The 15164-nt window shown below is 58.2% G+C and carries 9 protein-coding genes; 2 read left to right on the forward strand and 7 right to left on the reverse strand.

Going from position 1 to position 15164, the window contains the following annotated elements; all coding sequences use genetic code 11:
• Window positions 1-40: 40 nt before the first annotated feature.
• Both F5984_RS17795 and F5984_RS17800 read right to left on the reverse strand, forming a co-directional pair.
• Entirely contained in the window at window positions 41-1546 is a 1506-nt protein-coding gene (locus tag F5984_RS17795) for a BNR-4 repeat-containing protein (protein WP_246169105.1), read from the reverse strand.
• 25 nt (window positions 1547-1571) lie between these two features.
• Entirely contained in the window at window positions 1572-1997 is a 426-nt protein-coding gene (locus F5984_RS17800; RefSeq protein ID WP_152125579.1) for a response regulator, read from the reverse strand.
• Window positions 1998-2399: 402 nt separating this feature from the next.
• On the opposite strand from F5984_RS17800, the gene F5984_RS17805 reads away from it, so the two are divergent.
• On the forward strand, window positions 2400-3347 hold the full coding sequence (locus tag F5984_RS17805) for an alpha/beta hydrolase (RefSeq protein ID WP_152125580.1): 948 nt from the start codon (window positions 2400-2402) through the stop codon (window positions 3345-3347).
• Between the two features lie 39 nt (window positions 3348-3386).
• Window positions 3387-4490, forward strand: a complete 1104-nt coding sequence (locus tag F5984_RS17810; protein ID WP_152125581.1) for a quercetin 2,3-dioxygenase — start codon at window positions 3387-3389, stop codon at window positions 4488-4490.
• Between the two features lie 308 nt (window positions 4491-4798).
• On the opposite strand, the gene F5984_RS17815 is transcribed toward F5984_RS17810, so the two are convergent.
• The 5 genes from F5984_RS17815 to F5984_RS17835 form a co-directional block, all read right to left on the reverse strand.
• Window positions 4799-6040, reverse strand: a complete 1242-nt coding sequence (locus F5984_RS17815; protein ID WP_152125582.1) for a flavin-dependent oxidoreductase — start codon at window positions 6038-6040, stop codon at window positions 4799-4801.
• A gap of 4 nt (window positions 6041-6044) precedes the next feature.
• Window positions 6045-8435 (reverse strand): glycoside hydrolase family 95 protein, encoded by a 2391-nt coding sequence (locus F5984_RS17820; protein ID WP_152125583.1) that lies wholly within the window; start codon window positions 8433-8435, stop codon window positions 6045-6047.
• 152 nt (window positions 8436-8587) lie between these two features.
• Complete coding sequence (locus F5984_RS17825; protein WP_152125584.1) at window positions 8588-10078, reverse strand: DUF1501 domain-containing protein; 1491 nt, start codon at window positions 10076-10078, stop codon at window positions 8588-8590.
• Window positions 10079-10082: 4 nt separating this feature from the next.
• Window positions 10083-13340, reverse strand: a complete 3258-nt coding sequence (locus tag F5984_RS17830) for a DUF1553 domain-containing protein (protein WP_152125585.1) — start codon at window positions 13338-13340, stop codon at window positions 10083-10085.
• Window positions 13341-13355: 15 nt separating this feature from the next.
• Window positions 13356-14846, reverse strand: a complete 1491-nt coding sequence (locus tag F5984_RS17835) for a c-type cytochrome domain-containing protein (protein WP_152125586.1) — start codon at window positions 14844-14846, stop codon at window positions 13356-13358.
• Window positions 14847-15164: the final 318 nt, after the last annotated feature.

A 15164-nucleotide genomic window follows, 5' to 3' on the forward strand; every position in this document is an offset into this window, starting at 1 on the left:
CTATTTTTTCAACGCATCGGCATTTTCCGGCAGGTCTCTTTTACGGTTTTACCCGCTCTGGCTTGGCCGTGGGGCCGGTCATCCGGGCGGGTAGCCTGAACACAGCCCCGGCTTTCGTCCCGAAATACAGAAACGACTCCGAAGGTTGCCGACCGTTACCATCGGCCCAAAGCCCGTAAAAATCGGGGTGAGCGCTAACCGGTCGGCGGGGGTAGCTGTGGTTGCGGGGACTGTTGCGGGTGAGGGCCCCGGTTGATTGCCAGTGCTGACCCCGGTCTCGGCTAACCCAGACCGCAATCTCTCCGCCAGTGTTGTACGCCTGCGGGCCGGTGCCGGTGGGCCCTATAATGCGCCAGGTACCGTCGGGTTCGCAATAGAGCGAGCCCATGTCGTAGTTGTGGTCGGAGGTGGTAACCGGATAAATAGCCCACGTTTTGCCCGTCCAGTGGGCTACGTGCCAGGTGTAAGGTCCACTGTCGGGGCCGGGTTCGGGGCCTTTGCTCGTAATGTACAGAATCACGGGGTTTCCCTTGGTATCGTGGGCCACGTCGTTGATGTACACGTTGAGTCCTTCGGCCTTGTAATTGTGTATGAGAGCCGCATTTTGGGTCTCGCGCACCGGTAGGCTCACCCGTTGTCCACCGGCGGTTTGCCACGACTGCCCAAAATCGGTGGTTTCGATGTAGTACAGATTGGTTCGGTAGTCGAGGCCGGCCCCTTTTTCGGTATCCGGGTGCATGTTAAACGCGGTTCCTACCTTACGGCCGTGTTGGTGGCTGGTTTGGTAATGTCCCTCCTCGATAGTGGCAATATCCCGAATGGCCGACCACCGGATACCGTCGCGGCTGGTGACGTAGCCAATGGTTCGGCGGGGTTTCTTCGCGCCGTATTTGAGCATACCGCGCTCATAGTGAGTCATCAGATGCAGAAAGCCCCGGTCGGGGTCGTAGTGGCTCTGGAGGTACGAGAAATTGTCGAACGGCACGAGGCTGTCGCCCTGCATTCGGGTAGCAGGCACCCGGTCGAAGGCGGTGATGTCGTATGGTTTCCGGCTCCGATGGATAAACGAGGGGCGTTCGGTGCCGTGTGAGGTCGAAAAGAGCCAGATGTAGCCTTGCCGGTCGATATTGAGCACCGGGTTGTCGTGGGCGTCATCGGTCTGTTTATCAAGTACCACCGTCGGTAGCGATACCGTGCCGGTGCGGTGATCAAACACGCCAACCTCGTGGAGCAGGCTCGGTTTGGCACGTTTGGAAGCCCCACCAAAACAGAAAAATGTTTTTTGAACGGACGGGGCATATACGGCGAAGGGGTGATGGTTGGCCGGATAGGTGGCGAGGCCCCCGCTGTATTTGTACGCGTACTCGGTTTTGAGCGGCCCAATGTGGTACCAGATGCCCCGGTAGCCGTCGTCGGGTTGGTTGAGGGTCGGAATCGGTTGAGCGAAGGTACTAAGGCCTACCAGCAGGCCAATCGGGAGGGTGAGGTGTTTGAGCATATCGATAAAAGCACCGCCCGACCGGTACTTAATGGCTTTGATACTCACCGAGGGGAGGTTTGGCCCGACACGCTCAGGAGGGCAATGCGTTGCTGGGTAAATAGTGCTTCACCAATTGGCTGATCATCACTTGAAGCTGACCGTAATCCGTCGGTTTGGTTAAAAAATGGGTGGCACCCAGGGCCTGCGCCCGCTCCTGATCTCCCTCGGTGCTGGAGGTGGTAAACAGAATAATGGGCAGGTCTTGCCAGGCTACCGTTCGCCGAACCTGCGCCAGCGTTTCGAAACCATTTTGCCGGGGCATGTTGATGTCGAGCAGAATGAGCCGGGGTGGTTCGGGGGCGTTCGAGAGTTCGGGTAGCACCTCGTCGCCGTCGTTCAGAATTTTGAGTGGAATGGAGGGCGTGTGTTGTTCAAATGCGGTGTAGACCAGAAACTGGTCGTCCTGGTCGTCGTCGACGAGCCAGACATTAGGAGATTGACTGGATGGAGAAAGCATGTGGAGAGGTTAGAACGTATGGAAGGCGCCCGGGAGCACCCAAAAAGAGAAACGCCGACTGAATGCAGTGCCGGGCCGGAGCCGACTAATGGGGTGTGCGAAGAGAGTGGACTTGGCTGTTGGGTGACCTTTACCCCGAAGCGCTTATGCTTTAATAAACAACCAAATTTAACAAGTAAATTATTAGGAAACAAAAATGATTTAAATGTCTATTAATGTGGGTCTGGACAGGCCAAAATCTTGGACTGGCTTAGGCGGTTCGAAGGTACCAGCTACGCCTGTCGTTCAGTACTATACGTGACCGGAAATAAACAGATTCTTATTTAACGAACCCGGCCGTGCGATTACGGCTTGTGCCGTATGTTGGGTAGGTATAACGGCCGCAATTTGGCTTTATAGGGTATGAGATTTTTACTTACCCTGGCGTTGCTGGTTGGCGCTCTGGGTGCCGTAGCCCAACATAAACCTGTGAACTTCGACAAAATTGCCATTCAATCATCGCGGTACTGGATGGACCTCGATTACGTGGGCGACAATCTGGTTGGCCACAAACTGGACATTCACTTGCCACTGACCGGCAAAGCACCCTACCCCGTGGTTATCTGTATTTACGGCAGTGCCTGGCGGTCAAATAGTTGGAAAGCCAATACCTTTAAAGACGGCATTGGGCAGCGGTTGCTCGAGAAAGGCTATGCCGTGGCCAGTATCAACTACCGGTCGAGCAGCGACGCCATGTTTCCGGCTCAGATCCACGATGTGAAAGCCGCCATCCGGTTTGTACGGGCCAATGCCGCACAACTGGACCTCGACGATTCGTTTGTGGCTATCACGGGTTGGTCGTCGGGGGGGCATTTGGCTGCTATGGCCGGGACAACCAATGGTCTCAAAAAGACCAGTGTGGCCGGGCTGGATGTTGATCTGGAGGGAAATCTGGGGGCATTCACGGGTGTTAGCAGTCAGGTCGATGCGGTGGTCGATTGGTTTGGCCCCACCGATTTTCTGATTATGGATAGCTGCGGGAGCACCATGTCGCACAATGACGCCCAGTCGCCCGAGTCGGTGCTGGTGGGTGGCCCTATTCAGCAGAACAAAGAAAAGTGCGCGGTGGCCAACCCCATCAGTTACGTACGGAAAGGCAACCCGCCTTTCCTCATCTTTCACGGTGATAAAGACCCGCTGGTGCCGCCCTGCCAGAGCGAGAAACTGTTTGAGAAACAACAGGCAACGGGTGTTAAAACCGAGCTGGTGCTGGTGCCGGGCGGTGGGCATGGCCCCGGCGTCATGATCGACTCGTATTTCGATCAGATGCTCCGCTTTCTGGATACGCTCCGCACCAGCCGCAAAAAGTAAACCGATAGGTAGTCTATTTCGCCCATTCACGCTCTCTATATGTCGTCTGAACCCCAATTAACCTCCGCCGATTTAACGGCACTCTACGAAAAAGGCGCCGAGATGCCCGGCGGCCTGTCGGCTATTCAGGCCGTGACCCCGCAAAATGCGCTGCCGGGTCAGAAAATCCCGTACTATCTGCTCAACGGCTCCGGCAACCGATACCTGGTTGGTGGGTTGGTGGTGAGCCAATTGGCCCGCCCGGCCGACACGGGCAATCTGTTCGAATGGTCGGTGCTGACCGGTGGCCGAGGGGCCTCGCTGCCCATGCACACCCATGCGCACACGCACGAGGTGCTGTATGTGCTGGAGGGTGTGGTGGAACTTTGGCTAAATGGCGAGCACCATTTGCTGGTCAAAGGCGATTTTGCCAGTATTCCGCCCACAGTCCCGCACGGTTTTTGGATGGGTACGCACCGGAACCAGCTGATTTCGATGACGAGCGAAGATGGCCTGTCGTTGTTGTACCCGACGCTGGGCACACCCTATGCCGGCCATGTGCAGCCGGGCGATGCCGTGGCTCCGTTAGCGGCCGAGGCTATGCAACAGGCCGAGCAAGTGGCTGATATCCGGTTTACAGACGAGCCCCTCACCGGCGACTCGCCCCGCCGGGTAACCAATGCCCAATTGCCCGGTGCGGTGGTGCCGTATGTGTTGGCTGCAGGCGAGGGCGACCGGTACACGATTGGTGATCAATTATTTACGGTTCTGAGCGATAATGCCAGCACAGCCCACAAACTCCTGGTGGTTGGTACCGAGGGGCCGGCCGGGCACATGATTATCAAGCACTTTCACCAGAAGCATTCGGAGTCGTTTTTCTGTGTGGATGGGCAAATGGCGATGTGGGCCAACGGCTCGCTACTCGACCTGAATCCGGGCGATTTTCTGTCGGCCCCGGCCGGTACCATTCACGCGTACCAGTTCAAGAGCCCCTACACCCGCATTGTGGGTATGCTTACGCCGGGCATTTTCGAAGATTTCTTCCGGTCGGCACACCCGTACACCGATCACGTGTACCCCCAAACCCCAACCCCCGGCCCGAACTTCGCCAAAATAAGCCAACTCGATCTGGTCTTCGTCGAACGGCCGGGACCACCGAAGTAAATGAGTGAAAAGCGAAAGAGCGAAACATGAGTCATCCCGAATTTTAGGGTAGCAGAGGCCTCGACTCGACGCCCCGTTAGGGGCCCAACATTGGTAGAAAAGACGTCCCCCGCCAATACCAGAGCCCCGAAGGGGCGTAACTTATTTAGGGTTACGCCCCTTCGGGGCTCTGGTATTCGGTCTATGTTCCGGGTTTGCTACCAATATTAGGCCCCTGACGGGGCATCCAGGGAGGTGCTTGTGTTTAAATTCATCAAAAATTCGAAAATTCGGCATGACTCATGTTTACCGAATGCGGTCCACACTCTTTACTCTTTCCCATTGAGCGTTTCCTTATCAAAGCCGGCGATCTGGCGGTAGCGGTCCATCACCTGTTTGAGGTCTTCGTATGGAATAGCCTCGTCGGGGTGGGCGAATCCGTCGGGAGCGGCTTCTTCCATCATGTCCAGAATCTGATCGGGGCCTTTCTGTCGGTTTTGCAGCACCACCCGTGTGGTAGCTTGTACGCGCTCCTGATCGTAGGCCCTGAGAGCCGTTTGTACGTCGGGCTGAGTAGTCAGTGCCTGCGTGAGGGCTTCGGCGTCCAGAATAGCCTGCGACGCCCCGTTTGAGCCAATTGGGTACATGGGGTGGGCCGCGTCGCCAAGCAGCGTTACCCGCCCAAATGTCCAACGATCGAGCGGGTCGCGGTCTGACATCGGAAACTCGTAAACCGCAGGCGCACCGGCAATCATAGCGGGCACGTTGAGCCAGTCGAAGTGCCAGTTCTGGTAAAGATTCACCAGCCGGTTGGGGTCAGCCTGTCGGTTCCAGTCGCGCACGGTCATAGCCGTTTCGGGCTCCCAAAGGTTAGCAACCCAATTAATTACCTGCAAGCCAGTTTCGTCGGGTTCACCAATGGGGTAAGCCACCATTTTCTGTTTCAGGTGGCCAATCATCACCATCGAGCGGCCGTTCAGAAACGGCTTCATGCGGGTGGTGCCCCGGTACAGCACATTGCCCGAAAACCGGGGCTCGGTTTCGGTCGGGTACAGCTGTTTGCGGACCACCGAGTGGATACCGTCGCAACCAATCAGCAGGTCGACGGTATCGGTCGTCAACCCGTTGCCGGTAGCCCGGTGGGTAAACGTAGCGGTTACGCTCTGATCAGTTTGGCTGAACGAGGCCAGATGATGGCCTACCCGCACGGCATCGGGGCCAATTCGGGTCAAAACCTCTTCGTAAAGCATTTCCTGAAACCGACCTCGATGCACCGAAAACTGGGGCCACCGGTAGCCTGCATGACGACCTCGGGGCTCGTGCCAGAACAGTTGACCGTGTTTGTTGTAGTACCGGAGATCTTCGGTCTCGACGGCTATCTGGGTGAGTTTCGGGGCGAGCCCCAGATTGGTGAGTACCCGAACGCTATGAGGCAACAGATTGATACCCACCCCCAGCGCCCGGATGGCGGGCACCGATTCATAGACCTGTACGCCAAAGCCAGCCTGGTGTAGGCAGAGGGCGGTTGTGAGCCCGCCAATCCCTCCGCCGACGATACCTATTTTCAGCATTCGTTTAGAACCGGTAAACTCGTTTTTCGCCTTTTTTCAACATAATCGGCTTCGATTGGTCCTTGTACCGCAGCGTAGCCCGGCCACTCTGCCGGGCCTCGACTGTTACCTGCTCCAGTTGGCCGCTTTTCCAGTTCATGCTGATGTTGTAGCCTCCACGGGCCACCAGCCCCCCAACGGCTCCGTTAGCCCAGCTCGCGGGCAGGGCCGGTAACAGGTCAATCAGCACCCCGCCTTCCGGGGTCTCCACGTGGCTTTGCAGGAGCATTTCGGCAATGCCGGCCGTGGTGCCAAAGTTGGCGTCCATCTGAAACGGCGGGTGTTGCCCAAAGAGGTTGATAGAGGTGCTTTTGGCACCCACCACGTCGAGGCTCGCCTTTGCTTTTTCGGCTTCGCCCAGCCGGGCATACTGACTCACGAGCCAGGCGGCACTCCAACCGGTGTGGCCACCCCCGTTAGCCATGCGGTAATCGAGCGATTTCCGAACGGCATCCATCAGGTCGGGCGTTTGCACGGCGTTGATCTGATGGCCGGGGTGCAACGCAAACAGGTGCGAAATATGCCGGTGACCGGGTTCGGCTTCCTTGAAAGGCTCGGCCCATTCCATCAGTCGCCCGTCGGCCCCGATCTGTGGCCCGGCCAACTGCCCCTGAGCCTCGGCAATGCGCCGGGTCCAGCTATCCGAGATGCCGAGGGCTTTGGAAACCAGGCCGAAATCTTGAAACAACTGCCAGATTACCTGCTGCTCGTGGGCAGGCCCCATGCTGATTTGGCTCTTGCTGCCATCGGGTGCAATAAACGTGTTTTCGGGCGAGCCCGCCGGGCCTGATACCAGCTTGCCTGTTTGTGGATGCACCACCAGCCAGTCCATGTAAAACTCGGTGGCGGCTTTTAGCACCGGGTACATCTGCCGCAAAAAGGCTTTGTCCTGCGTGTAGCGGTAATGCTCGGCAATGTGGCTGCAAAGCCAGGCCGTGGCCCCGGTGTGCATTCCCCAACTGGCCTGTTCGCCGGGGGCGGTGTAGCCCCACACGTTGGTAATCGGGTGCATCACCCAGCCCCGCGCGTGGTAGTGAACCCGGGCGGTCTCGGCACCGGGTGTTGTGAGCGAACGCAGCAGATCGAAAAACGGCAGGTGTAACTCGGGCAGGTTAGTTACCTCGGCCGGCCAGTAATTCATCTGGATATTGATGTTCGTGTGGTAGTCGCCGTTCCAGGGCGTCTGGATTTTATTACCCCAGATGCCCTGCAAATTGGCGGGCAGGGTACCGGGCCGCGACGACGAAATGAGCAGATACCGACCGTACTGAAACAGGAGTTCGTACAGGTGAGGGTCGTTGCGGTTGGTTTTGAAAGCCGCCAGCCGCTCGTCGGTAGGTTGGGTGTCGTTGCCCGAAAACAGGGTAAATGAGGTACGGTCGAAATAGCGCCGGTAGTCGGTCAGGTGGTCACTGAGTAGCCGGGCGTAGGGTTTTTGCATGGCCTGTTGCAGCGAACGGGCCGTGAGGGCCACATGGTCGCGACCGCGGTACGTGGGGTGTTGCAGCTTGTAATCGGTTGAGGCTGTCAGATACAGAATCACCTCGGTGGCTCCGCTGACCGAAATACCCGCATCGGTGTAGGCCACCGTGCCGCCTTTGTGCCCGGCTTTGAGTCGGGTCATGTACGCCAGTCCGTCGCCCCCTTTGCCGTCGGAAAGGTTACCCGCCATAATGAGCTGATTATCGGCTGCGTACGTCCGAAATCGTTCAGGCCGCCAGAGCCGGGCCTTGAACGAGAGCGCACCGGGTTTGTCGGCCGTGAGCCGAATAGCCATTACCTGATCGGGGTAACTCACAAAGGCTTCGCGGCTATACCGAACCCCATTTTGGGTGTAGCGTACCCTGACTGCGGCATCGTGCAGGTCGAGTTCGCGGTAGTAATCGGTGTAGGGGGTGCTGTTGGCAAAATCGAGATACAGTTCGCCGAGGGTCTGAAAACTGCCGTAGGGAACCTTGGTTCCGTTGCCATTGCCAGAGCCTGCACCCTTGCTGATCTGCGTTTTGTCGGTCAGCTCGGTAGCTTCTTTGTATTTTCCGGCGTACAGGAGTTTCCTGATTTCGGCCTGCGCTGCAAACGAATTGGGGTTGTTATTATCGTCGGGGCTGCCCGACCACATACTTTCTTCGTTGAGCTGAATACGCTCGCGGTTTACGTCGCCAAACACCATCGCCCCCAGCGACCCGTTGCCGAGCGGCAGGGCCTTGAGCCATTCGGGGTCATCTTTCCAGCCGTTATCAACATCGGCTATCTGCGCGTTGGCGGGTGTTTTATACCAGAGTTTGAGCGGTGGATGGGGTTGGGCCAAAGCCGTTTGGGCCAGAAAAAGAGCCAGAAACAGGAAACAGGTACGCATGAGTGTCGGAAAGCGGCTGGTCGGAAGCCGGTAAAGAGTTCGGGGGTTAAAGGTAGTTGTTTGGGGCGTATAGGGGGCAGAGATGTCATCTTTCCAAACAAGATGACATCTCTAGTCAAAATGACATCTCTGCAGCGCATACACGCGAAAATTTAACTCAGAATACCGTTTACCACCTTGCCGTGTACATCGGTCAGGCGGAACCGGCGACCCTGGTATTTGTAGGTCAGTTGCTCGTGGTCGACGCCGAGTAGGTGCATCAGCGTAGCCTGAAAATCGTGCACGTGTACGGGGTCTTTCACAATGTTGTAGCTGAAATCGTCGGTTTGGCCATAGGTAATGCCTGCCTTCACACCCGCCCCGGCCATCCACATCGTAAAGCAGCGCGGATGATGGTCGCGGCCGTAGTTGGTGGCCGACAGTTGCCCCTGTGAGTACACCGTACGGCCAAACTCACCGCCCCACACCACCAGGGTATCTTCGAGCAAACCCCGCCGTTTCAGGTCGACGATGAGGGCGGCCGTAGCCCGGTCAATTTGCCCGCATTGGTGCTTCATGCCTTTGGGCAGGCCCCCGTGGTGGTCCCAGCCCTGATGGTACAGTTGCACAAAGCGCACGTCTTTTTCGAGCAGCTTACGGGCCAGCAGGCAGTTGGCTGCGTACGAGCCTTTGTCGCGGCTGCTGGGGCCATATAGGTCAAACACCTCGTCGGGCTCGCGGGTGGTATCCATCACATCGGGCACCGACGTTTGCATCCGGTAGGCCATTTCGTACTGCGCAATCCGGGCGTTCACTTCGGGGTCGCCCCAGCTTTCGTTTTGCAGCTGGTTGAGCTGCGTGAGGTATTCCAGCATCTGCTGGCGGTCGGTGCCGTCGTAGCCTTCGGGGTTGTTCAGAAACAAAACCGGGTCTTTGCCCGACCGAAACTGCACACCCTGATGCTCGGAGGGCAGAAACCCGTTTCCCCACAAACGGGCGTACAGCGGCTGGTCTTTGGAGGCATCTTTCGAGACTAGTACGATAAACGCGGGCAGGTTCTGGTTTTCGGAGCCGAGCCCGTAACTCACCCACGACCCAATGGATGGTCGGCCGGGCAACTGATGGCCCGTCTGGAAAAACGTGATGGCCGGGTCGTGGTTGATTTGCTCCGTGTACACCGACTTAATCAGGCACAGCTCATCGACCACCTGTGCTGTGTAGGGCAACAACTCACTCACCCACGTCTGATTTTTGCCGTATGGTTTGAACTGGTACGCCGATGGCGCAATGGGTAAGGCTGCCTGATTGGCGCTCATGCCCGTGAGTCGCTGCCCTTTGCGTACCGAATCGGGCAGGTTTTTGCCGAGCATCGACAGCAGTTTGGGCTTGTAATCGAACGTCTCGAACTGCGAGGGGCCACCGGCCATAAACAGGTACACCACCCGTTTGGCTTTGGGGGCAATTTGCCCCAGCCGGGCCGAAATCTGGTGGGCCATTGCCTCGGCGGGGTTGGCCAGGGCCCGGCCGGTGAGCAAGCCGCTCAGGGCCACCGCACCCAGCCCCGAGGCCGTGCGGAGCAGAAAGTCCCGGCGGTCAAGTTTGCGGTTCAGGTCCGAAAAATCGCCCCCGCCCACCCGAAAGGGTTCGTCGTGATGATGTGCCATTGGATTAACGTTTGGTTAGGGTGGCGTCGGAGTTCAGAATTGTACTGACCACTACGGCGTAAGCGGCTACTCCAGCCGGTTCGAGGGTCGGGTCGGGCCGATGACGCCCGGTTTTGAGCCAGCCGGTTGTTTTGGCGGGGTTCGCTTTAAACTTCTCGAACTCGGTTTGCCGGAGTTTGAGAAGCAGGGTCAGTTCGCGCTCGGTGGGGGTGCGGCCCGTCAGGCGTCGGTAGGCGTCGGTGATGGCCTGCCGGGCGTCGGGTTGCCGGGCCATGTGCTCGCCCAGTACCCCGGCCGCTTCAACATACGTGGGGTCGTTGAGCGTCACGAGGGCTTGCAGGGGCGTGTTGGTACGTTGCCGCCGAACCACGCAGCTACTCCGCGAGGGGGCATCAAACGTACCCAGCGTGGGGTTGGGCACCGACCGCTTCACCACCACATACAGGCTTCGGCGGTACACGGCATCGGTCGTGTCGGCTTTGTAGGTCATGCTGTTAATCTCCCAAAGGCCGTCGGGCTGGTACGGTTTCACACTTTTGCCGCCAATTTTGGGGTTCAGCAGGCCGCTTGCCACCAGGGCGTTGTCGCGGAGCATTTCGGCCGTAAGCCGGGTAGCCGGGCCGCGGGCCAGCAACCGGTTTTCGGGGTCACGCTCGCGCAGGTCGGGCCGCGTGAGCCGCGAGTCCTGCCGGTACGTGGCCGACATCACCATCAGCTTCACCAGCCGTTTTACATCCCAGTCGAAGTCTTGGGCAAAGGTCACGGCCAGCCAGTCGAGCAGTTCGGGGTGGCTGGGTAACTCGCCCTGATTGCCAAAATCTTCGGTGGTTTTGACGAGGCCCGTGCCGAAGAAATTCTGCCAGTACCGGTTCACGGCCACGCGGGCGGTGAGTGGGTGCCGGTTGTCGGTGAGCCATTGCGCCAGCCCCAGCCGGTTTTTGGGCAACGATGCCGGAAACGGCAGAATCGACGTGGGGGTATTCGGAAATACCTCCGGGCCGGGGAGGTCGTACTGACCCCGGTTCAGCAAAAACGTTTTTTTGGGCGTGGGCATCTCCTGCATCACCATCAGTTCGGCAATGCGCCGGGTCGAGTCGCTGAAAGCCGTTCGGCGTTGTTGCAGGGTTTGCCGGGCGGCCCGTACGTTGGGGTCTTCTACCGCGAGGTAGTACGCCAGCAGGGTGGCTTTGTCGGCCTCCGAGAGGTCGGCCGGTGCTTTGTTTGCCAGATTCGACCAGCTTGCCTTGCGGGCCAGCACCCGAATCTCAAACGGCGTAAGCGCGCGGTTGTACACCACCACATCGTCGACCTTGCCGCCCTTAAAACCCAACCCCCGGTACCAGCCTCCAATTTGCAGAGCGGGCTCGTTCTTCTCGAAGAAAATAATGTCTTTGTACAGCTGATCGATTACCGTTTCCATGACCAGCTCGGCTCCGTCGAGGTAAAGCCGGAACCCCTCGGCCCGGCCCGACCCATCGTAGGTCAGCGTGAGCTGTACCCATTTCTGGCGGGGCACGGGTTGGGTGCTCAGGCGCGTAATGGCGTTGGAGGGGGCCGTGTGGGCCATTGTGATTTCGAGCCGGTTGTTTTTCAGCAGCAGGTGGTAGCCTTTGAAGTTGTATAGTCGCTCGGCATTGCTTTTGTGGAAGATGACGCCCTCCTTAAACTCGTTCGGAAACCACGCTCGGATACCCACCGAAAACGGCTCCGACTTGCGAAACACGCCCACATCGCGTAAATCGGCGTAAGAGTCGCCGTTCAGCAGCAGCACTTTACCTTGTGGGGTAGTCTCAAAAACGGGCTTGTCGGCCTCGCCTGCGTCGCGCTTCATTACGCCTTTCTGTTTGGGATTGAGGCTGTTGCGCAGCGAGTCCTCAAACGGATAAAAGCCCTGTAAATGGGCCTGAGGCAGCGTTTCGGAAGCCAGTTTGCGGTAACTGCCCGACGCCAGCCAATGGGCAAAACCCGCCTGAGCGTCCCGCTCGGCCTTCGCTACGGCGGCTTCCTGCTCCGTAATGCCCGACTGCATAAACCGAATCAGGGCCTCTTCTTTTTCGGTTGGCAGCAGTAAGGTGGGCGTGGGTAGGTCGTCGTTCCACGAAATTTGCCCGGCCTCCCGCACATTGTTGAAAAAGCTGTACAGTTCGTAGTAATTTTTCTGGCTGATGGGATCGTATTTGTGGTCGTGGCAGCGCGCGCACCCTACCGAAATGGCCATGAACGCATCGCCAAGGGTATTGGCCCGGTCCATGACGTACTCGGTCTGAAATTCTTCCTCCACAATACCACCTTCCATGTTTTGCGGATGCAGCCGGTTGAAGGCCGTGGCAATGAGCCGGTCGCGGTGGGCCGTTTTGTCCTCGTCGGGGCTTTTCATGAGGTCGCCGGCCAGCTGCTGATGCACAAACAGGCGGTACGACATATTGCTGTTGAACGTCCGAATGACCCAATCGCGGTAGGGCGACATATCGCGGAGCCGGTCGACAGTGTAGCCGTGTGAATCGGCAAAGCGGGCCAAATCGAGCCAATCGGTGGCCATTTTTTCTCCGTAGTGGGGTGAGGCCAAGAGCCGGTCGACCTGCTTTTCGTAGGCATCAGGGCTTTTGTCGGCCAGAAAACGGTCGATTTCGGCCGGGGTGGGGGGCAGGCCCGTCAGGTCGAGCGAAAGCCGCCGGAGCAGCAGTTCACGGTCGGCTTCGGGCGCGGGCTGTAACCCTTCTCGTTCGAGCCGCGCAAACACAAACCCGTCGATGGGGTTCACCACCCTGCCCGCGAGTGCGTCGCTCAACGGGGGTAGGGCCTTTTTCTGGGGCGGCACAAACGCCCAGTGCGGTTTATAAACGGCTCCGTCTTTAATCCATTTGAGCAGCACGGCTTTCTCCTCGGCCGACAAACTCAGGTGCGACTCGGGCGTGGGCATCCGGTAGTCGGGGTCGGTGCTCAGAATCCGGTGCACCACTTCGCTTTTGGCCCAGTTGCCGGGTTTAATGGCCACTTTGCCGGGGCTTTCGGGCAAGGGACCGTACGCGGCCGCGGCCACATCGAGCCGAAGACCGGCTTTTTGTTTGGCTTTATCGGGGCCGTGGCAGGCAAAGCATTTGTCCGACAGTACCGGTTTTACGTGCTGGTTATAGTCCAGCTCGGCCGGGAGTTTGGCATAGGCACCCGCCACGTCGGCCGGGAGTTTTACATCAGTGCCGGGCGGACCGGAGGGTATCCAGAGCGGCACACTGCCAAACAGGAAAAGGAAGAACCGAAGCATACGTTTGTGTGGGTTTTAGAGCGCTTTGTTGGTGTCGGGTTTGGCCAGTTGCAGCGTTCCGGTTTCAATAATCAGGTCGGGCCGGGCTTTGCGGAGTCGCTCTACACCGGCCGGGGTGGTTTTGGTTTGCCACAGATACAGCACCTTCAGGTTGGGTAACTGCGCCAGTTGCGCGAGGCCCGCGTCGGTCACGGCGGTGCCGTAGAGGTTTAGCTGCTCCAGGTTAGGCAGTGCCGATACGTGTCCGAGGGCGGCATCGGTAATGGGGGTGTTTTCGAGGTTGAGCCGGGTGAGGTTCGGAAATTGGCGTAACGTCTGGAGGTCAGCATCGCGCACGGGCTGATCGGAGAGCCGCAACCGCATCACCTGCTGGCCCACGCCCGCCAGAGCGTCGAGCAAGCGGGGTTCAAATGATTTGACGTTTACAAAATTGGCCGACAGATAGGGGCCTGCGTCGGTAAGTCGGTTAATCGTTACCTGTTCGGCGCGGAGTTTTTCGAGTACGGCCGGGGCGGGTGCCGCTATGGGATTGGCCAGCAGCCGGGCCTCGGCACTTGCGGGTGCGTTTACCACGGGGCCACCCGCCGGGGGCGTAGTATTGGCGGGGAGGACGGGCAACTCATACACCGGGTTAGTGGGCAGGCCGTCGGTGGATGCGGCCACGAGGCCACTGCTGGTTGCCGCTGGGGCAATGACCTCGATTTGCTCCTTGAACGAAGCCCCCGTTTTAATCCAGTGGTGAATCAGGGCAATTTCGTTCCGGCTTAGTTGCAGTTTGCCTTTGGGGGGCATGTGCATCTCGTCGCCTTCGGGTAGCAGCAGGTAGGTAAACAGTTTGCTTTTTTGTGGATTGCCGGGCGTCAGGATGGAGCCATTTTTACCGCCCTGCCGGATAAACGCTTCGGTGTCGAGCCGGAGGCCGCCTTTTTTCTTGCGCGACGAGTGGCAGCTGTAGCATTTGGTTTCGAGAACCGGCACCACGCGGTCGCGGTAGAAAAACGTGCGCCGGACAGTAGGTTGGGTGGCCGTTGCTCCCGAATCGTTGGTGCGTATGGCCAGTTCGCCCACCTGTGCCGAAACGGTTGGCTCAAGGTCAGTGGAGGTGTCGGCTACCGTTTTCGCGCCAGGAAAAAGGTAATCCTCGCCGTGGGTCAGGTTGCCGCCGTAGTGCCCCGCAACTGTCAGAAAAAGGACTGTAGCCGTAGCCAAAGCAGGGCGGTAACGCTTTATGAAGTAGGTAAGAGCACCGAACCCGGCCGTAGCCAGCCCGGTCCATTGGTGTCGTTGTACCAGGTCCGCATCGTACTCGCCCGACTGCGCCAGCAACCAGCCCGCACCACACGCCAGTAAAGCCGACCCTGCGCCCAGCCCCCACGCCAGCGACTCGGCCGCTTCGACATCGACCGACCGCCACCGGCCAAACACCATTAGGGCACCTGCAAACAAGAGAATGCCAATGGGCAGGTGAACCAGTAACGGGTGTAAATGGGCAATAAAATCGAACATCTGGATGGAAGGTTTGGGGGTCTTGAGTACCAACGAGGTCAAACTTACGTAAACTTAAGTTTTGGGCCCGTATGCGTAAAGCACCCAGCGGAGAAAGCATAAACGGGTGTTTATTTTACCAGGTTGACCGCTAATTTTCGCACGAGCGGTGGACACTGCATGAAAGGCTGACGACTTTCCCTGAAGAACCATGCAGCCATTTTACATGGAAAAGGCGTTGCAAAAAATAGTTGGTAATTAGTTGAAAACGAGGGGTTAATCTAGGTTGAGGCTAATAGCGGGAAAGTCGATCGGCTTAGTTTTTAGCTTACTATTCGG

It is taken from the genome of Rudanella paleaurantiibacter, assembly GCF_009184635.1.
Taxonomy (GTDB): Bacteria; Bacteroidota; Bacteroidia; order Cytophagales; family Spirosomataceae; genus Rudanella; species Rudanella paleaurantiibacter.

What these genes read in the sequence shown, in the direction of transcription:
- F5984_RS17800 (WP_152125579.1), bottom strand. Translation starts at nt 1,997, where the DNA reads ATGCTTTCTCCATCCAGTCAATCTCCTAATGTCTGGCTCGTCGACGAC.
- F5984_RS17805 (WP_152125580.1), top strand. Translation starts at nt 2,400, where the DNA reads ATGAGATTTTTACTTACCCTGGCGTTGCTGGTTGGCGCTCTGGGTGCC.
- F5984_RS17810 (WP_152125581.1), top strand. Translation starts at nt 3,387, where the DNA reads ATGTCGTCTGAACCCCAATTAACCTCCGCCGATTTAACGGCACTCTAC.
- F5984_RS17815 (WP_152125582.1), bottom strand. Translation starts at nt 6,040, where the DNA reads ATGCTGAAAATAGGTATCGTCGGCGGAGGGATTGGCGGGCTCACAACC.
- F5984_RS17820 (WP_152125583.1), bottom strand. Translation starts at nt 8,435, where the DNA reads ATGCGTACCTGTTTCCTGTTTCTGGCTCTTTTTCTGGCCCAAACGGCT.
- F5984_RS17825 (WP_152125584.1), bottom strand. Translation starts at nt 10,078, where the DNA reads ATGGCACATCATCACGACGAACCCTTTCGGGTGGGCGGGGGCGATTTT.
- F5984_RS17830 (WP_152125585.1), bottom strand. Translation starts at nt 13,340, where the DNA reads ATGCTTCGGTTCTTCCTTTTCCTGTTTGGCAGTGTGCCGCTCTGGATA.
- F5984_RS17835 (WP_152125586.1), bottom strand. Translation starts at nt 14,846, where the DNA reads ATGTTCGATTTTATTGCCCATTTACACCCGTTACTGGTTCACCTGCCC.